Consider the following 17,643-nt stretch of genomic DNA (forward strand, 5'->3'; position numbering starts at 1 on the left):
ACCCGCGCGGAATGATTCACGCTTCGGTCTCACGTTCCGGCCCCCTCGGACGTCTACGGGGTGATGACGACGAAACAGCCTTTCGAGACGCTGGTGACCCAGCACGGTCCGGTCGTGTGGCGGGTCTGCCGGGCGGTCCTGAGCATTCCTGCGGACGCCGAGGACGCGTGGTCGGAGACGTTCGTGGCCGCGATGCGCGCCTATCCCGGCCTCCCGGACACGGCCAACGTGCAGGCGTGGCTGGTCACCATCGCCCACCGCAAGGCGGTGGACGTGGTCCGGGCCCGGGCGAGGGCGGCGGTGCCGGTGGCGGTCCTGCCGGAACCGCCCGCGCACCGGGACGCGACACCCGAGCACGACTCCCCGGTGTGGGCGGCGGTGGCCGCCCTGCCGCCCCGGCAGCGCCACGTCGTGGCCTACCGCTATCTGGGCGGGCTGCCCTACCGGCAGATCGCCGAGCTGCTGGGCGGCACCCCGGAGGCCGCCCGCCGGGCCGCCGCCGACGGCCTCGCCGCCCTGCGCCGGGCCCTGACCACGACCGATCTCGAAGGAGAGGACCGATGAGCACCGACCAGCACACCCCGCGGCCGGAAGCCCTCCTGACATCCGTCCCCGTGCCGGGCAGCACCCTCGAGCGTCTGCACCGGCGGCTGGAGGACGCCGCCGCAGCCGTGGGAGTCCTCGACGTCGCGTACACCACGCTCGAGACCCCGGTGGGGACGCTGCTGCTCGCCGCCACGGAGCGGGGTCTGGTGCGGGTCGCCTACGCCCGGGAGGACCACGAGAAGGTCCTGGCGGACCTGGCCGACCGGCTCGGTCCGCGGATCCTGCACGCCCCGGCCCGGCTGGAGCCGGCGGTGGAGCAGCTGCGGGAGTACTTCGCCGGGACCCGCACCCGCTTCGACCTCCCCCTGGACCGCTCGCTCTCGCGGGGTTTCCGCCGCCTGGTCCAGGAGCACCTGCCGGGCATCGACTACGGCAGCACGCAGTCGTACAGCGCGGTGGCCCGGTCGGTCGGGCGTCCGCAGGCGGTGCGGGCGGTGGGCACGGCCTGCGCCACGAATCCGCTGCCGGTGGTCGTCCCCTGCCACCGTGTGCTGCGCGGCGACGGCGGCCTGGGCGGGTACATCGGCGGGCTGGAGGCGAAGTCGGTGCTGCTCGAGCTGGAGGCCGCCGCCTGAGACCTGCCTGCGCCGTGCCCGTTGTCCAGGAGCACGGCGCAGGAGCCCCGACCCGGACGTTCCGGCGCAGGAGCCCCGACCCGGACGTTCCGGCGCAGCCGGTCCGGCCCGGGAGTCAGGACGCGGCGGAACCGGCTCGAGCCGCCCCGTTCAGATCCTCGGCGCGATCTCCGCGTGCCGCGTGGCCCGGTCGTAGGCGCGGGCCGTCCGCAGCAGCTCGACGTCGCGGCCGTGCGCGGCGACCAGCTGCAGACCCACCGGCAGACCGCCGCCGGTGAAGCCACCCGGGACCGAGACGGCCGGGCACCCGGTGGCCGAGATCAGGCTGGCCGAGCGCATCCACTCGACATATGTCTGCATCGGCATACCAGCGACCGTGCGGGGCCAGCGCTCCTCGGAGGGGAACGGCAGCACCTGGGAGGTGGGCGTCAGCAGCACGTCCCACCGGTCGAAGAACGCGCGCACCGCCTCGTGCAGGCGGGTGCGCGCCAGGGCGGCGTCCATGAGCTGCTCGGCGGTGAGCGCGAGTCCCTTCTCCACGTTCCAGACGATCTCCGGCTTCACGAGCTCCCGGTGCTCGGCGACCACGGTGCGCAGGTTTCCGGCCATGTCGAAGGCCCGGGTCGTGTCGAAGACCTCGTCGGCGTCGCGCAGGTCGGGCACGGCCTCCTCGACCACGGCCCCGAGCTCCTCGAACACCCGCGCCTGGTCCCTCAGGACCTCGACGATCCCCGGTTCCACCGGGACGCCGAGGCCGAAGTCCGTGCTCAGCCCGATCCGGACGCCGGCGAGGGGACGGGCATCCGGGTCGGCGGGGGCCTCGGCCGCCAGCGCCCGGAATCCGGCCCGGTCCGCCGGGCAGGCCAGGGGGATCCGAGGGTCCGGTCCGGCCAGCACGGACATCGCCAGGGCGAGGTCGTCCACGCTGCGGGCGAGGGGGCCGGACCGGCCCAGCCACGCCCAGGCGTTGCCGGCCGGCGTCGAGGGCACGACGCCTGCGGAGGGGCGGAATCCGGTGATGTTGCAGAACGCGGCCGGGTTGCGCAGGGACCCGCCCATGTCGGAGCCGTCGCCCAGGGGCTGGATGCGGGAGGCGATCGCCGCGGCCGCCCCGCCGCTGGAGCCGCCGGCGCTGCGGGTGCGGTCGTAGGGGTTGTGCGTGGTGCCGAAGAGCTCGTTGAAGCTGTGCGAGCCGGCGGCGAACTCGGGCACGTTGTTCTTGCCGGTGCTGATCACCCCGGCCGCCCGGAAGCGGGCCACGATCAGGTCGTCGTGGTCGGGCACGTGCTCGGCGAACACCGGGGAGCCCAGGGTGGTGCGGATCCCGGCGGTGGCGTGGGTGTCCTTGTGGGTCATCGGCACCCCGTGCAGGGGCGGCAGCTCGTCCGCCGGGGTGACGGCGGTGCGCTCGTCGGCTCGCGCGGCCGCCGCGTAGGCCTCTTCCCGGACCTGGGTGACCACGGCGTTGACGGCCGGGTTCACGGCGTCGATCCGGGCGAAGTGGGCGTCGAGCACCTCCCGCGCGGACACGGTCCGGGAACGGACGGCCGCGGCGAGGTCCCGGGCAGACAGCAGGCAGAGGTCGGTGGTGTTCGTGCTCATGCTCGCCACCGTACGGCCCATGAGCCGTGAGCCGGCGGAGGCGGTCCCGCGCCGGTCAGGCGGACGCCTCGCGGTAGGCGACCCAGCCGCCGTGGGCCGTGATGTCCTGCGCGCCCTCGAGCGCGCACGGCTCCACGAGGAACCCGGGCAGCTCCCGGCCGTCGGCGAGGCGGACCCGGCCGATGGCCATGGGCGCGGACAGCCCGGCCACGAAGGTGCCGAACGCCGCGGCGCCCAGCGCCCAGACCTCCACGGCCAGGGCGGCCCCGCCGTCCGGGACGCGGAGCACCCCTGGCTTGGCCGGCACGGTGTCCAGGGCGAACATCCGGTACTCGGGGGCCGTGGTGGTGGCCTCCACGAACCGGGCGGAGCGCTCGGCCAGCTGGTGGTGCAGCGGCTGGCCGCGCAGGTGCGCTCCCGCGACCACGAGCAGCAGCTCCGGGGCGCCGGGACCGGCGACCGCGGAGGCGGCACCCGAGGGCGCACCGTCCGCAGCCGCACCGTCCGCAGCCGCACCGTCTGCAGCCGCACTGGCCGAGCACGCATCCGCCGTGCGCACGGCGGGCGAGGACGCGGTCTCAGCAGCCACCGAAGCCGCTCTCCCGGGCCACGTCCACGAGCCGGGCGTCCTCGAAGGTGTCCCCCACCAGCTGCACGCCGAACGGCAGGCCGTCCACCCGGCCCGCCGGCACCGCGAGCGCGGCGAGGTCGAGCAGGTTGGCGAAGTTCGTGAAGCGGCCCATCCGGCTGTTGGCGCCCACGGGGTCGGCCTCGAGCTCGGCGAGGGTGGGGTGGAAGGTGGTGGTGGGCAGCACGAGGGCGTCGATCGCACCGAACACCCGGCGGGCCGTGCGGGCGCAGCCGTCCAGGAACTCCTGGTCGGCGAAGACCCGGTGGGCCGGGATCCGCCCGGCCGCGGCGATGATCCGCCCCACCGTCGGGTCGACCTCCCCGGGGCGGGCCTCCACGAAGGCGCCCACGGCCGTCCAGCGCTCGGCGACGAACGCGCCGTCGTAGAGCAGAGCCGCGGCGTCGAGGAACGGCTCGACGTCGACCGGCTCGGTGCGGAACCCGCGGTCCTCGAACTGCCGCACCGCGGCGTCGTAGGCCTCGGCCCAGCCGGGGGCGAGCTCGCCCAGCTGCTCGGGCACGGCGTACCCGATGACGCGCTCGAGCCCGGCTGCGCGCCGCGGGACGCAGGCGCGGGAGCGGGCGTCGCCGTCGTCGACGCCGGCCATGACGTCCGCCGCGAGCCGGGCCAGGCGGAGCTCGCGGGCCATGGTGGTCACCACGTCCTGGCTGCGGCAGGCCGGCACCACCCCGCTGGCGGGCACCACGCCCTTGGTGGGCTTGACGCCGTAGAGCCCATGCAGGGCGGCGGGCACCCGGCCGGAGCCGGCGGTGTCCGTGCCGAGGGCGAAGTCGGCGAACCCGAGGGCCACGGCCACGCCGGAACCGCTGCTGGACCCGCCGGAGATCCGCGTGGGGTCCTCGGCGTGCCGCACGGCGCCGTACGGGCTGCGGGTGCCGACGAGCCCGGTCGCGAACTGGTCGAGGTTGGTGCTGCCGAGCACCACGGCGCCGGCGTCCTTGAGCCGGCGCACCACCGTGGCGTCGGCCGCGGGCTCGTAGGCGAAGGCGGGACAGGCCGCCGTGGTCGGCAGCCCGGCCACGTCGATGTTGTTTTTCACCGCGAACAGCGTGCCGGCGAGCGGCAGGTGCTCGCCCGCCGCGCGGGCGGCCAGGGCCCGGGCGACGTCCGCGGCCACGTCGGCCTCCGGGCGCAGGCCGATCCAGACCTCGGGCCGGTCCGCCTCCTCGATCAGCCGGTAGCGCTGCGCCACGAGATCGTGGGCGGCGCGCTCCGCCGGTGCGGGCCCGTTCATGGTGGGGGCGGCCGTGGTGGTGGTCGTCATCTCTGTCCTCCTCGTTCTCGGGATCCGCGCCGCGGCTCAGGCGGTCCGGGCCACGGCGGGCGCGTCCGCGGGTGCGGCCGGTCCGTTCACGTCCGCGGCCGGATCATCCGCCGTCGTGGCCGGCGCCTGCGGGGCCGCCTCCGTGACGGACGCGTCCGGCACGTCCGTGTCCGTACCGACGACGCCCGGGCCGACCGGGTCCGGGCTGTTCTTGTCCGGGCGGACCACGGCCAGCACCGCGCCCGGGCCCACGTGCGCGCCGGGCTCGACGACGACGCTGTGCACCACGCCGTCCACGGGGGCGATCACGGGCGCCTCCATCTTCATGGCCTCGACCGCCATGAGGGTCTGGCCCTCCCGGACCCGGTCCCCGGCCCGGACGTCGACCCGGAAGACGTTGGCGGCGAACTGCGCCTCGACGCCCTCGCAGCCGTCGGGGATCTCCACGGCGACGTCTTCCTCCGCGGCGACCTCCGCGAGCGCGGCCACGCGCTCGAACTCCCCGGCGTCCTCCCAGGCCTGCCGCTCGGCGTCGAAGGCGGAGCGGCGGCGGGCCTCGAAGGCGTCGATGCCCTCCCGGTGCTCGGCCAGGAAGGCCGCGTACTCGGCCATGGAGAACTCGCCCTCCTCGACCCGCAGCGGCAGCCGGCCCACGGCCATGTCCGCACGCATGCCCTCGAGCTCCTCGGGGGACACCGGGTACCACTTGATCCGGTCGAAGAAGCGCAGCAGCCAGGGGGTGCCCTCCTCGTAGGGCCCGCGCTGCCGGTGGGTGGACCACACCTGGGTGGTCCGGCCCACGAACTGGTAGCCGCCGGGGCCCTCCATCCCGTAGACGCACAGGTAGGCGCCGCCGATGCCCACGGCGTTCTGCGGCGTCCACGTGCGGGCCGGGTTGTACTTCGTGGTCACGAGCCGGTGCCGGGGGTCCACCGGGGTGGCCACGGGCGCCCCGAGGTAGACGTCGCCCAGGCCCAGGACCAGGTACTCGGCCTCGAAGAGCACCGAGCGCACGTCCTCGACCGAGTCCAGGCCGTTGATCCGCCGGATGAACTCGATGTTCCAGGGGCACCACGGAGCGTCGTCGCGCACGCCCTTCTCGTACCGGCGGATGGCCTCGCGGGTGGCGGGGTCGTCCCAGGACAGCGGCAGGTGCACGGTGCGGCTGGGCAGCCGGAGGTCGTGGGTGGCGGGCAGCGCGGAGTCGAGGGCCAGCACCCGCTCCAGGACCTCGTCCAGGCCGAGCAGCTCCGGGTCGAGGTGGATCTGCAGGGACCGGATGCCCGGGGTCAGCTCGAGCACCCCGGGGAGCGAACCGTCGTCGATCTGCTCCTGGAGGGCCCGGCGCAGCGCCTCGATCCGCATCCGGGAGGCGATGTCCAGGGTCATCGCGCCGTACTCGACGAGCATGTTCGCGTCCCCGCTGCGGCGCACGGTCAGGGACGGGCGGTCGCCGGTGGCCGCCACGGCGGTGACCACGCCGCCGTCGACCACGGCCGCGCGGTCGGCGAGCACCCGGGCGCGGGGCTCGCGGCGCAGCTGCGCGGCCTGCGCCTGGGTGATGGGCACGAAGCGCACCCGGTCCCCGGCGCGCAGCTGGCCCAGCTTCCACTTCTGCCCCTCGGCCACCGTGGCCGGGCAGGTGAACCCGCCCAGGCTGGGACCGTCGGGGCCGAGCAGGATGGGCATGTCGCCGGTGTAGTCCACCGCGCCCACGGCGTAGGGGGTGTCGTGGATGTTGGAGGGGTGCAGTCCGGCCTCGCCGCCGTCACGGCGGGCCCACTGGGGCTTGGGGCCCACGAGGCGCACACCGGTGCGGTCGGAGTTGAAGTGGACCTCCCAGTCCGCGGCGTAGAACTCCTCCATGTCGGCGGTGGTGAAGAACTCGGGGGCGGCGTGGGGGCCCTCGAGCACCCCGACCTCCCAGTAGGCGCCCACCTGGGGGCGCTCGGCGAGCGGGACGTCGGCGACCTCGTGCGGCACGGCCGGGGTGCTGATCCCCAGGACGTCGCCGGGAGCGAGCGCGCGGCCGGCGGCCCCGCCGATCTCGCCCTGCACGAAGGTGGCCGCGGAGCCCAGCACCAGCGGGACGTCCAGCCCGCCCTCGACGAGCAGGTAGGCGCGCATGCCCTGCTCGGCGCGCCCGATCGCCAGCACGTCCCCGGCGGCGAGCTCGAGCACGGCCCACTGCGCCGCCGGCTCCCGGTTCACCAGCACCTCGACCGGGGCGCCCGTGACCATCACCCGGGCCGGAGTGTGGAAGCGCAGGGTCGGCCCGGCCATCGTCACCTCGAGGCCGGCGGCGCGCTCGGGGTTGCCGAGCGCCTCGTTGCCCAGCCGGAAGGACAGCTCGTCCATCGGGCCCGACGGCGGGATGCCCACCGGCCAGTACCCGATCCGCCCGGGCCGGTCCTGGACGGTGGTCAGCAGCCCGGACTTCAGGACCTCCAGGCGCGGCTGGGCGCTGCGCACGCCCTCCAGGGTGGCGGTGGAGTGCTCGACGTCGCGGACCGCGGGCAGCTGCGGGATCGCCCGGAGCACGCCCAGGTTCGTGGCCACCCCGTGCACGCGGGCCTGCTCGAGGGCCTCCCCCAGCCGCGCCCAGGCCTGCTCGCGGTCCGCGCCGTGGGCGACGAACTTGCTCAGCAGCGGGTCGTAGAAGGCGCTGACCTCGGAGCCGACCTCGATCCAGGAGTCCACCCGGATGCCGTCCGGGACCACCAGGCCGGTCACGGTGCCGGCGCTGGGCAGGTTGTCCAGGTCGGGGTTCTCCGCGTAGACCCGGGCCTCCACGGCGGCGCCGCGGGCGATGAGCTCGGCGTCCATCATGGTGCGGTCCCCCCCGGCCAGGCGGAGCATCCACTCGACGAGGTCCACGCCGTAGACCGCCTCGGTGACGGGGTGCTCGACCTGCAGGCGGGTGTTCACCTCGAGGAACGCCGCCTCCTGGCGGTCGGGGTCGTAGATGAACTCGACCGTGCCGGCGGAGCGGTAGTCCACGGAGGCGCACAGCCGCCGGGCGGCGTCGTGGATCGTGGCGCACACGTGCTCGGGCAGGTCGGGGGCCGGGGCCTCCTCGACCACCTTCTGGTGGCGGCGCTGCAGGGTGCAGTCCCGGTCCCCGACCACGAGGACGTCGCCGCGCCCGTCGCCGAAGACCTGCGCCTCGACGTGCCGGGCGCGGTCCACGAGCCGCTCCAGGAAGACCCCGGCGGAGGAGAAGTTCGCCCCGGCCACGCGCCGGACGCTCTCCCAGGCCGCGCGCAGGTCCTCGGCGTCACGGCACTCCTGCATGCCGATCCCGCCGCCGCCGGCGGTGGCCTTGAGCATGACCGGCCAGCCGATCCCCTCGGCCTGCGCCAGCGCCTCCTCGAGCGAGCCGAGCAGCCCGGTGCCGGCGAGCAGGGGCACGTTTGCGGCCACGGCGGCATCGCGCGCGGTGTGCTTGGCGCCGAAGACGCGCAGCTGCTCCTCCGTGGGGCCGACGAACGCGATCCCGGCGGCCTCGCAGGCCGCGGCGAAGTCCGTGTTCTCGGAGAGGAACCCGTATCCGGGGTGGATCGCCCCGGCCCCGGTGCGCTCGGCCGCGGCGATGATCCTCGCGATGTCCAGATAGCTCTCCGCGGCGGGCGAGGCCCCGAGGTGCACGGCCTCGTCGGCGGCGGACACGTGCAGGGAGCCGCGGTCGGCGTCCGAGTACACGGCCACGGCGCGCAGCCCGAGGGCCTGGACGGAGCGGATGATCCGCACGGCGATCTCGCCGCGGTTGGCCACGAGGACGGTGTCGAAGGCGCTCATGCTCACGCCTCCTGACCGGTCGGAGCCACCGTGCCGGCGGAGACGATCATCTCGGCGCGGGAGGGGTCGAAGCCGTTGCACGGGTTGTTGACCTGCGGGCAGTTGGAGACCACCACCAGCACGTCCCGCTCCGCCCGCAGGCTCACCGACAGCCCGGGGGCGGAGATGCCGTCCACGATGCCGAGGGCGCCGTCCGGGTCCACCGGGACGTTCATGAACCAGTTGACGTTGGAGACCTGGTCCCGCTTGCCCATGCCGTACGTGGAGAGCTCCGCCAGGAAGTTGTCCGCGCACCCGTGCTGGGACCACGTGTGGTGGCCGTAGCGCAGGGTGTTGGACTCCTTGGAGCAGGCCCCGCCGAGGGTGTCGTGGCGCTCGACGTCCGTGCCGACAACGGTCAGCAGCGGGTCGTGCTCGTTGCTGCGCAGGACCGACCCGTCGCTCAGGTAGACGCTGTCCTGGCCCTGCAGGGTGGCCTGCGCACTGTAGGCGCGGGCGGTGTCCGCGGCGTCGTAGACGAGGAAGTCGACGGCCTGGTTGCCGTCCACGTCCACGATGGTGAGCACCTGGCCGGCCCGCAGGACGGTGGACCAGGGGGCGAGCGGGGCCACGGTCTCGCGGCGCAGCTCGGGGCCGAACCGGGACGCGAGGTCCGCCGCGCGGTCGGCGGGGATCGTGGCGGGGACCGGGGTGGTGGTGGGAGCAGTCATGGTGGGTTCCTTTCCTCGTCGCTGGAGGGGCTCAGGCCAGGCCGCGGGCGCGGAGGTACTCGGCGGTGTTCTGGTAGGCGCGGCGGCGTTCGGGCGCCGAGTTCCAGGCGGGGGTCTCGGGGGCGGTCGCCCGGGCGCGCCAGGCGACGACGTCGAGCGGAGTGCTCACGTACTCCTCGCGCGGGTCCAGGGGGTGGGCGGCATTGGCGAGCAGCAGCACGCACGGCATCTCGGTGACCAGGGTCAGCGAGGCGCCCGCCCCGGCGGAGCCCGTGAACACCGGCCGGCCGGAGGGACCGACCTCCACGCCCTGGAAGAACGAGACGCAGGGCGGGACGTCGCGCCGGGAGAGCCCGTGCTTGGCGCCCGCCAGGACGAGCAGCTCGCGCCCGGCCGGGCTGGGGCCCTGGGGCTGCCCGTCCCCGTAGCGCTCCTCGTTGCGGGCCCGGGAGCTGGCGCCGTAGAGGGCGTCGTGGTGGCCCGAGCTGTCCTCCACCACGGTGGCCAGCGCACGGCCCTGGTCGGAGAGCAGCACCTGGCCGGCGCCGGTGCGGACCTGCCACTGGATCTTCATCGTGTCCGCCACGTTGAGCCGTTCGAACGGCTCCGCGGCGTTGTAGAGCAGCACCGAGGCGCAGGCGTCGCCGGCCACGTCCGTGAGCCGGACGGCGGTGCCGCGGGCCAGGACCTTGTGCGTGTAGTTGCCGCCCGCCACGCGCTCGGCCCACACGATGTCCTCCGGCGCCACCCGCGCCGGGGCGTCCCCGTAGGTCGTGGCGGGCACGGTGGGGCTGCACTCGACGACGGTGCCCTCCTGGGCGCGGGCGTGGGCCCGGGCCCCGGCGGTCGTCCCGGTGGTGGACGTGGTCTCGGTGACGGTCATGGCCGGCTCCTTCTCGGACGGATTTTCTGTCGCTTGACAGGTATTAGAGCAGGGCCGGATTTCCCCCGGGTCAGGCGGGCGTTTCGGGGAGGTAACTCCGCGGTCCGTCCGGACGCCCCACCGGGTGGCGGACGGGATTGGTAGGTTCTGTCCCGTGACGAAGAGCCGAGGACGCCCGCGCAAGAATCCCGCCTCCCCCACGGGGCGCGGGGCCGAGCAGGACGTCCTCCACGCCGCCGGGGGCCTGTTCGTGCGCCGCGGCTTCGCCCGGACGAGCACCCGCGCGATCGCGGAGGCGGCGGGCCTGCAGCAGGCGAGCGTCTACCACTGGTTCCGCTCCAAGGAGGAGGTCCTGCTGCGCCTGGTGCTCGGCACGGTGGTGCCCTCGCGCCGCCTCGCCGAGCGGCTGCTGGCCGCCGACGCCCCCGGGCACGTGCTGCTGTGGGCCCTGTGCTTCGCGGACACCCGGCTGCTGCTCGAGGACCCGCAGAACCTCGGGGCGCTCTACTTCGCCCCGGAGCTGCGGGGCGAGGGGTTCGAGGAGTTCCACGAGAACCGGGACGCGCTGGAGCGGATCTACGGAACGCTGCTGGAGCGCACCAGCGGGCGCCCGGCGACACCGTTCGACGCGGCCGTGCTCATGGGGCTCGTGGAGAACGTGATCCTGCAGCGCCAGCGCAGAGCGCCGCGCCTGCCCGACGACGCGGCGCACCGCATCGCGGACACGGCCCTGCGGGTCGCGGGCACCCCCGAGCACGTCACCGGACCGACCCGGGACCGTGCACTGGAGCTGGTGGACGGTCTCGCGGAGGACACCGACCGCCGACCCGCACCCAGCGCCTAGACTGGGAGGATGCTCTCCCGCCACGACTCGTCCCGCCCGACCAGTTCCTGGACCTGCGGCGGAGGTGAGCGCTGATGTGCGGCATCGCCGGTGAGGTCCGGTTCGACGGCGCGACCGCGGACCCGGGCACGATCCACCGCATGACCTGCGCCCAGTCCGGCCGCGGACCGGACGGATCGGGCGCCTGGGCCCAGGGCCCGGTGGCCATGGGCCACTGCCGGCTGAAGATCGTGGACCTCAGCCCCTCGGGCGGGCAGCCGATGGTGGACTCGCGCCTGGGCCTGTCGATCGTGTTCAACGGCATGATCTACAACTACCGGCAGCTGCGCGAGGAGCTGCGCGGCATGGGCTACGAGTTCTTCTCCACCTCGGACACCGAGGTCGCCCTGAAGGCCTACCACCGCTGGGGCCGGGAGTGCGTCTACCACTTCCACGGCATGTTCGCCTTCGCGATCACCGAGCACACGAGCGGGCGCACGGTCCTCGCCCGGGACCGGCTGGGGATCAAGCCCCTCTACGTGGACCACACGGGGGCCCGGCTGCGGTTCGCCTCCACGGTGCAGGCGCTGCTCGCGGCCGGCGACGTCGACACCTCGATCGACCGCACCGCCCTGTCCTACTACCTCACCTTCCACTCGGTGGTCCCGGCCCCGCGCACCATCCTCAAGGGCGTGCGCAAGATGCCGCCGGCGACCGTGCGCACGGTCGAGCCGGACGGGTCGGCCTCCGACCACGAGTACTGGAACCCGCAGTTCACCCGGGACGAGGACCGCTCGGACTGGTCGGCGCAGGACTGGCAGGACGGCCTCGTCGAGAAGCTGCGCACCGCGGTGAAGCGGCGCATGGTGGCGGACGTGCCGGTGGGCGTGCTGCTGTCCGGCGGGATCGACTCCAGCCTCGTGGTGGCCCTGCTCGCGGAGAGCGGGCAGGATGACCTGCAGACGTTCAGCATCGGCTTCGAGTCCCGGGGCGAGGAGTCCGGGGACGAGTTCGAGTTCTCCTCCCGGGTCGCCCGCCGCTTCGGCACCGACCATCACCAGATCGCGATCGACGACGCCCGGCTGGTCCCGGCGATCGACCGGACCGTGGCCGCGATGAGCGAGCCGATGATCAGCCACGACTGCGTGGCCTTCTACCTGCTCAGCGAGGAGGTCTCGAAGCACGTCAAGGTCGTCCAGTCCGGGCAGGGCGCCGACGAGGTGCTGGGCGGCTACCACTGGTACCCGCCGCTGGCCGACGTCGCGCGCGACGACGCGCGCCAGACCTACTCGGAGGCGTTCTTCGACCGCCCGTGGTCGCGGCTGGCCAAGGTGCTGTCCCCGGAGTGGATGGCGACCCACGACGCGCCCACGGCGTTCATCGAGCGCCACTTCGGCCGCCCGGGGGCCGAGACGGCCGTCGACGCCGCGCTGCGCACCGACTCCACGGTGATGCTCGTGGACGACCCGGTGAAGCGGGTGGACAACATGACCATGGCCTGGGGCCTCGAGGCCCGGGTGCCGTTCCTGGACCACGAGCTCGTGGAGTTCGCCGGGCGCATCCCGCCGGAGCTCAAGCTCGCCGACGGCGGCAAGGGCGTGCTCAAGCGCGCCGCGCGCGGGATCGTCCCGGACGAGGTCATCGACCGGAAGAAGGGCTACTTCCCGGTCCCGGCGATCCGCACCCTGGAGGGCGGGACCCTGGACCGGGTCGAGGCGGCGCTGACCGACCCGGCGGCGGTGCGGCGCGGGCTCTACAACTCCGAGGTGGTGGAGTCCCTGCTGGCGGACCCCAACCGGCACCACACGCCGCTGCGCTCCAACGTGCTGTGGCAGCTGGGGCTGCTCGAGATGTGGCTGCAGGAGAACGGCATCTCCTGACCGGGGCTCGGGCACGGGCGGACGTGGGCGCTCGCCCGGTGCGCCCACCCTGTACTGTGTCTCGGAGCACAGCGACTCCGGTGCGGACGTCGGTACCGCAGCGCCTTCGCCGGCCGGTTCCGCCACGGAACGCGCACCGGACGGAACGACGAGGACACGCATTGCGCACAGAGAACGACCACGACTTCGGGGCGCACGCCGCCCGCACGGACGACGACGGCGGGGCCCCCGCCAAGTGGAAGATCGTGGGCCCGGGACTGGTGGTCGCGGCCACCGGTGTGGGCGCCGCGGACATGGTCGCCACCCTGGTGGCCGGATCCCGCTACGGCTACGGGCTGCTGTGGGCCGTGGTCCTCGGCGTGATCCTGAAGATCATCCTGGTGGAGGGCGCCGGGCGCTTCACGCTCGCCACGGGACGCACCATCTTCGAGGGCTGGCGCTCCCTGGGCCGCTGGACCACGTGGTACTTCGGGCCGTACATCATGATCTGGGGCTTCGTCTACGGCGCCACCGCGATGTCCTCCGCCGCGCTGCCGCTGGCCGCGGTCTTCCCCGTCCTGCCCCTGTGGGCCTGGGCGATCATCATGGGGCTGCTCGGGTTCGTCATGGTGTGGTTCGGCAGGTACGCCACCTTCGAGAAGATCACCGCCGCGCTGGTCGGCCTGATGTTCGTCACCGTGGTGGGGCTGGCGGTCATCGCCACCCCCAACGTCCCCGAGATGATCGGGGGCCTCGTGCCGGTCATCCCGGAGGGCGGGGTGCTCTACACGCTGGCCCTCGCCGGTGGGGTCGGCGGCACCATCACGCTGGCCGCCTACGGCTACTGGCTGCGGGAGAAGGGCTGGTACACGCCCAAGTGGATGCGCGTCATGCGGATCGACAACTCCGTGGCCTACGTGGTCACAGGCATCTTCGTCATCGCCATGCTGATCGTCGGCGCCGAGGTGGTCCGCTCCGCGGGCGTGGCGCTCAGCTCCGGGGACGAGGGCCTGCTGGACCTCTACGCCGTGCTCCGCGCGGAGTACGGCGACGTGGTCGGCACCGGCTTCCTCGTGGGATTCTGGGCCGCCTCCTTCTCCTCGATCATCGGCGTGTGGAACGGCGTGTCCCTGATGTTCGCCGACTTCTGGGGGAACATCCGCGGCAAGGAGTCCGGCCACCCCGACACCCGGGTCGGCGGCAAGTACTTCCGCTTCTACGTGCTCTGGCTGACGTTCCCGCCCATGCTCCTCTTCGCCCTGGGCCAGCCCATCGGCCTGATCCTCGCCTACGGCGTCCTGGGCTCCCTGTTCATGCCCTTCCTGGCGCTCACCCTGCTGGGCCTGCTCAACGGCCGCCGGATCCCCAAGGAGTGGGCCAACAGGTGGCACACCAACACCGCGCTGGGGATCACCGCCCTGCTCTTCGGCGTCCTGGGCGCCCAGCAGCTGGTGAAGGCCGTCGCACCGCTCGTCGGCGGCTGACGGCCCCACCGGGTCAGGGGATGACGCGCTCGGCCCGGTAGCGCTCGAACAGGCGGGTGAAGCAGTCCTCGGTGCGGCGGTACCCCGTGAACCCGGCCAGCCGGCTCTTGGACATGTCGGCGACGACCTCGATCGGCCGGCCCAGGTCCGCGTCCGTGTGCCACCACGAGGCCACGCGCGCGAGGTCGGGCTCGACCAGCCCGTGCCGCTCGACGATCCGCGCCCAGACGTCCTCGGTGCCGCGCATCTGCTCCTCCAGGGGCCGAGGGGCGTCCTGGTAGCCCTCCCACTCCAGCCCGAACCACGCCGCCAGCGCCGGCCACATCCTCCGCCACCGGAAGACGTCTCCGTTGACCACGTTGTACGCCTCATTCCCGGCGGCCTCCTCGGTGGCGGCCCAGACCATGTGCTCGGCCAGCAGGCCGGCGTCGGTCATGTCGGTCAGGCTGTTCCACTGCGTCTCGGAGCCGGGGAACACGAAGGGCCGGCCGGTCTCCCGGCAGATCGCGGCCTGGGCGGCGAGGGTGAGCCCCATGTTCATGGCGTTGCCCACCGCGTGGCCGATCACCGTGTGGGCCCGGTGCACGGACCAGCGGAAGCCCTGGCGCCCGGCGGCGGCCCACAGCTCGTCCTCCTGCGCGTAGTAGAAGTTGTCCACCGGCAGGCGGGGCTCCTCCTCGCGGAAGGGGGTGTCCGGCATGGTGCCCCGCCCGTAGGCCTCGAAGGGGCCGAGGTAGTGCTTCAGCCCGGTCATCAGCGCCACGTGCTCCACCGGGGCGTGGGCCAGGGCGGCCAGGAGGTTGCGGGCCATGCCCGCGTTGACCTCGATGTTCTCCTTCTCGGTGGCCTGGCGGGACCACGCGGTGAAGAACACGTGCGTGGGCCGCTCCTCGGCCAGCGCCGCCGCGAGGCTCTCCGGGGAGCGCAGGTCGGCGCTCAGGTGGCGGGCGGTGCTGCCCGGCACGGGGGTGCGGGACAGGGCGAGCACGTCCCAGTCCTGGCCGGTGAGCTGCTCCACGAGCGCGGAGCCGGTGATGCCGCTGGCGCCGACGACCAGCGCGGTGCGGGCGGAGGGGTGAGCTGTGTCCATGGGCCCCACTGTGGCACCGACACCGTGGGCACCGCCGCCCCGGCGGGTGCTGTCCGCTGCGGGGGAAATCCGTGGCGGGGGGCCTGCACGACGAGGATGCGAGGCCCCGCCCGGGCGGGCGCGTCAGCCGGCAACCGCCCTGCGCTGTGGGTCAGGACCGGCCCCCGCGCGCCCGGTCGCATAGCGTGGACCGCGGAACGGACCAGCGACGAGAACGGGACAGGCGGGCGGCGTGACGAGATCCGAGGACGAGGACCGGGGACCCGGGGCCGGCTCGACCGGTGCGGCTGAGCGGGAGGCCGAGCAGCTGGGTCTGGCCGAGGGGCTCGCCCGCCGGCTCGACCGGCCGATGGGCATCCTGGGGGTGCTCTTCCTGTTCGTGGTGCTGGGCCAGCTCCTCGCGGAGGACCCCGGCCTGCTGGCCTTCCTCAACGTGGTCGGGTGGCTGTTCTGGGCCGTCTTCGTGAGCGAGTTCCTGCTGCGCGCCTACGTCGCGCGGTTCTCGGCGGCGTTCTGGAAGCGCAACTGGTGGCAGGTGCTCTTCCTCCTGCTGCCCTTCCTGCGCTTCTTCCGGGCGCTGCAGGCGGCCCGCCTGATCCGGCTCACCCGCCTGTCCCGGGCCGGGAGCGTGCTCTCGGCCGGGGTCCGGGGCTCCCGCTCCGCCGGGCGGCTGCTGTCCAGCAGGATCGGCTGGCTCGCGGCGCTGACCGGCGTCGTCGTCCTGGTGTCGAGCCAGCTGCTCTACGTCCTGGGCGCCTACCCGGACTACGGGCCGGCGCTCTCCGACGCCGCGATGTCCACGATCACGGGACGGGAGCTCGGGGCGCCGGGCGGGTTCCCCCGGGTCCTGGAGGTCGTGCTGGCGGTGTACTCGGTGGGCGTCTTCGCGACCCTGGCCGGGTCCGTGGGGGCCTACTTCCTCCGGGACGGGGACACCCCCCGGCAGGCCGCGGCCTTTTCCCGGGACGAGCCCGGCGGGTAGGATCGGTCCCGACCGAACAGATCAGCAGGCTGACGGTTCCGTCGACGGCGGCGACCCCGGCCCTGAGAAGGAGGATCGATGAAGGCTCTGACATGGCAGGGAAAGCGCGCGGTGAGCGTGGAGGAGGTTCCGGACCCGAGGATCCAGGAGCCCACGGACGCGATCGTGCGGATCACCTCGTCGGGCATCTGCGGCTCGGACCTGCACCTGTACGAGGTGCTGGGCCCGTTCATGGACAAGGGCGACGTGGTCGGCCACGAGCCCATGGGCATCGTGGAGGAGGTCGGGCCCGCCGTCACGAACCTCAAGCCCGGGGACCGCGTGGTGGTCCCGTTCAACATCTCCTGCGGGCACTGCTTCATGTGCCGGCAGGGCCTGCAGTCCCAGTGCGAGACCACCCAGGTCCGCGAGTACAACAGCGGGTGCGCCATCTACGGCTACTCGCGCATGTACGGGTCCGTGCCCGGCGGCCAGGCGGAGTACCTGCGGGTGCCGCACGCCGACTACGGGCCCATCAAGGTCCCGGACACCGGTGAGGACGAGCGCTACCTGTACCTCTCCGACGTGGTGCCCACCGCGTGGCAGGCCGTGAAGTACGCCGCGCCCCCGGAGGGCGGCTCACTGGCCGTGCTCGGGCTGGGCCCGATCGGCCAGATGTCCGCGCGGATCGGCCGGCACCTGGGCTACCGCGTGATCGCGGTGGACCCCGTCGCGGAGCGCCGCGCCATGGCCGAGCGCCACGGGGTGGAGACGCTGGACCTGCACTCGGGCGTGGCCGACGAGCTGCGCGAGAGCACGGACGGCCGCGGACCCGACGCCGTGGTGGATGCGGTCGGCATGGAGGCCCACGGCTCGCCCGTGGCGGGCGTGGCGCAGCAGGCCGTGGGGCTGCTGCCGGACGCACTGGCCCGCAAGGCCATGGAGACCGCCGGCAGCGACCGGCTCAACGCCGTCTACACCGCGATCGACGCGGTCCGCCGCGGCGGGACGATCTCGCTCAGCGGCGTGTACGGCGGCTCGAAGAGCCCGCTGCCGCTGCTGACCATGTTCGACAAGCAGCTCCAGTTCCGCATGGGCCAGTGCAACGTGAAGCGGTGGATCGACGACCTGCTCCCGCTGGTGGACGACCCCTCGGACCCGCTGGGCGTCCTGGATCTGAAGACCCACACGGCCTCCTTGGACCAGGCGCCGGAGATGTACGAGAAGTTCCAGAAGAAGCAGGACGGGTGCATCAAGGTGGTGCTCAAGCCGTAGCGCCCCGCGCGGTGTCCCGGGGAGCCCCGGCCCTTGTCGCGAGGGCCGGGGCTCCCCGCGC

14 protein-coding genes are annotated in these 17,643 nt (G+C 73.8%); 7 read left to right on the forward strand and 7 right to left on the reverse strand.

The genetic code is table 11. From position 1 onward, the window contains the following. The first annotated feature begins 63 nt into the window (after window positions 1-63). A complete protein-coding gene (locus AYX06_RS10210; protein WP_062735676.1) occupies window positions 64-564 on the forward strand; it encodes an RNA polymerase sigma factor in 501 nt (166 codons plus the stop codon). Continuing rightward, window positions 561-1,181 carry a methylated-DNA--[protein]-cysteine S-methyltransferase gene (locus AYX06_RS10215; protein WP_084271567.1) on the forward strand — a complete coding sequence of 207 codons (621 nt, stop codon included), beginning with the start codon at window positions 561-563 and terminating at the stop codon, window positions 1,179-1,181. The genes AYX06_RS10210 and AYX06_RS10215 overlap by 4 nt, the downstream gene beginning before the upstream one ends. Before the next feature lie 150 nt (window positions 1,182-1,331). Here AYX06_RS10215 and AYX06_RS10220 read toward each other — a convergent pair whose 3' ends face one another. The 6 genes from AYX06_RS10220 to AYX06_RS10245 are packed head-to-tail and all read right to left on the reverse strand — an operon-like array spanning window position 1,332 to window position 10,090. Further along, window positions 1,332-2,783, reverse strand: a complete 1,452-nt coding sequence (locus AYX06_RS10220) for an amidase (protein WP_062735677.1) — start codon at window positions 2,781-2,783, stop codon at window positions 1,332-1,334. Between the two features lie 55 nt (window positions 2,784-2,838). Further along, window positions 2,839-3,372 (reverse strand): allophanate hydrolase-related protein, encoded by a 534-nt coding sequence (locus AYX06_RS20475; protein ID WP_147017574.1) that lies wholly within the window; start codon window positions 3,370-3,372, stop codon window positions 2,839-2,841. Then, window positions 3,362-4,699, reverse strand: a complete 1,338-nt coding sequence (locus AYX06_RS10230; protein ID WP_062735679.1) for an allophanate hydrolase — start codon at window positions 4,697-4,699, stop codon at window positions 3,362-3,364. The genes AYX06_RS20475 and AYX06_RS10230 overlap by 11 nt, the downstream gene beginning before the upstream one ends. Before the next feature lie 36 nt (window positions 4,700-4,735). Beyond that, window positions 4,736-8,497 (reverse strand): urea carboxylase, encoded by a 3,762-nt coding sequence (uca, locus tag AYX06_RS10235; RefSeq protein WP_084271568.1) that lies wholly within the window; start codon window positions 8,495-8,497, stop codon window positions 4,736-4,738. Between the two features lie 2 nt (window positions 8,498-8,499). After that, a complete protein-coding gene (locus tag AYX06_RS10240) occupies window positions 8,500-9,207 on the reverse strand; it encodes an urea amidolyase associated protein UAAP2 (protein WP_084271569.1) in 708 nt (235 codons plus the stop codon). Window positions 9,208-9,238: 31 nt separating this feature from the next. Next, window positions 9,239-10,090 carry an urea amidolyase associated protein UAAP1 gene (locus tag AYX06_RS10245; protein ID WP_062735680.1) on the reverse strand — a complete coding sequence of 284 codons (852 nt, stop codon included), beginning with the start codon at window positions 10,088-10,090 and terminating at the stop codon, window positions 9,239-9,241. Window positions 10,091-10,244: 154 nt separating this feature from the next. On the opposite strand from AYX06_RS10245, the gene AYX06_RS10250 reads away from it, so the two are divergent. From AYX06_RS10250 to AYX06_RS10260, 3 genes are all read left to right on the forward strand, one after another. Further along, window positions 10,245-10,934: a TetR/AcrR family transcriptional regulator gene (locus AYX06_RS10250; RefSeq protein ID WP_062735681.1), complete on the forward strand. Its 690-nt coding sequence runs from the start codon at window positions 10,245-10,247 to the stop codon at window positions 10,932-10,934. 74 nt (window positions 10,935-11,008) lie between these two features. Further along, entirely contained in the window at window positions 11,009-12,793 is a 1,785-nt protein-coding gene (locus AYX06_RS10255) for an N-acetylglutaminylglutamine amidotransferase (RefSeq protein WP_062735682.1), read from the forward strand. A 161-nt stretch (window positions 12,794-12,954) separates the two neighbouring features. Next, complete coding sequence (locus tag AYX06_RS10260) at window positions 12,955-14,256, forward strand: Nramp family divalent metal transporter (protein WP_062735683.1); 1,302 nt, start codon at window positions 12,955-12,957, stop codon at window positions 14,254-14,256. 13 nt (window positions 14,257-14,269) lie between these two features. Here the strand turns inward: AYX06_RS10260 and AYX06_RS10265 are convergent, their stop codons facing one another. Continuing rightward, window positions 14,270-15,346, reverse strand: a complete 1,077-nt coding sequence (locus AYX06_RS10265; protein ID WP_062735684.1) for an SDR family oxidoreductase — start codon at window positions 15,344-15,346, stop codon at window positions 14,270-14,272. Window positions 15,347-15,578: 232 nt separating this feature from the next. Here AYX06_RS10265 and AYX06_RS10270 point away from each other — a divergent pair, with 232 nt between their 5' ends. Beyond that, on the forward strand, window positions 15,579-16,328 hold the full coding sequence (locus tag AYX06_RS10270) for a hypothetical protein (protein ID WP_232319286.1): 750 nt from the start codon (window positions 15,579-15,581) through the stop codon (window positions 16,326-16,328). A gap of 78 nt (window positions 16,329-16,406) precedes the next feature. Next, entirely contained in the window at window positions 16,407-17,582 is a 1,176-nt protein-coding gene (locus AYX06_RS10275) for a zinc-dependent alcohol dehydrogenase (protein ID WP_062735685.1), read from the forward strand. Window positions 17,583-17,643: the final 61 nt, after the last annotated feature.

The sequence above is a fragment of the Kocuria turfanensis genome, from assembly GCF_001580365.1.
Lineage (GTDB): Bacteria > Actinomycetota > Actinomycetes > Actinomycetales > Micrococcaceae > Kocuria > Kocuria turfanensis.

Coding starts and splice junctions, on each gene's coding strand:
- AYX06_RS10210 (WP_062735676.1), top strand. CDS start 64: ATGACGACGAAACAGCCTTTCGAGACGCTGGTGACCCAGCACGGTCCG.
- AYX06_RS10215 (WP_084271567.1), top strand. CDS start 561: ATGAGCACCGACCAGCACACCCCGCGGCCGGAAGCCCTCCTGACATCC.
- AYX06_RS10220 (WP_062735677.1), bottom strand. CDS start 2,783: ATGAGCACGAACACCACCGACCTCTGCCTGCTGTCTGCCCGGGACCTC.
- AYX06_RS10230 (WP_062735679.1), bottom strand. CDS start 4,699: ATGACGACCACCACCACGGCCGCCCCCACCATGAACGGGCCCGCACCG.
- uca (WP_084271568.1), bottom strand. CDS start 8,497: ATGAGCGCCTTCGACACCGTCCTCGTGGCCAACCGCGGCGAGATCGCC.
- AYX06_RS10240 (WP_084271569.1), bottom strand. CDS start 9,207: ATGACTGCTCCCACCACCACCCCGGTCCCCGCCACGATCCCCGCCGAC.
- AYX06_RS10245 (WP_062735680.1), bottom strand. CDS start 10,090: ATGACCGTCACCGAGACCACGTCCACCACCGGGACGACCGCCGGGGCC.
- AYX06_RS10255 (WP_062735682.1), top strand. CDS start 11,009: ATGTGCGGCATCGCCGGTGAGGTCCGGTTCGACGGCGCGACCGCGGAC.
- AYX06_RS10265 (WP_062735684.1), bottom strand. CDS start 15,346: ATGGACACAGCTCACCCCTCCGCCCGCACCGCGCTGGTCGTCGGCGCC.
- AYX06_RS10275 (WP_062735685.1), top strand. CDS start 16,407: ATGAAGGCTCTGACATGGCAGGGAAAGCGCGCGGTGAGCGTGGAGGAG.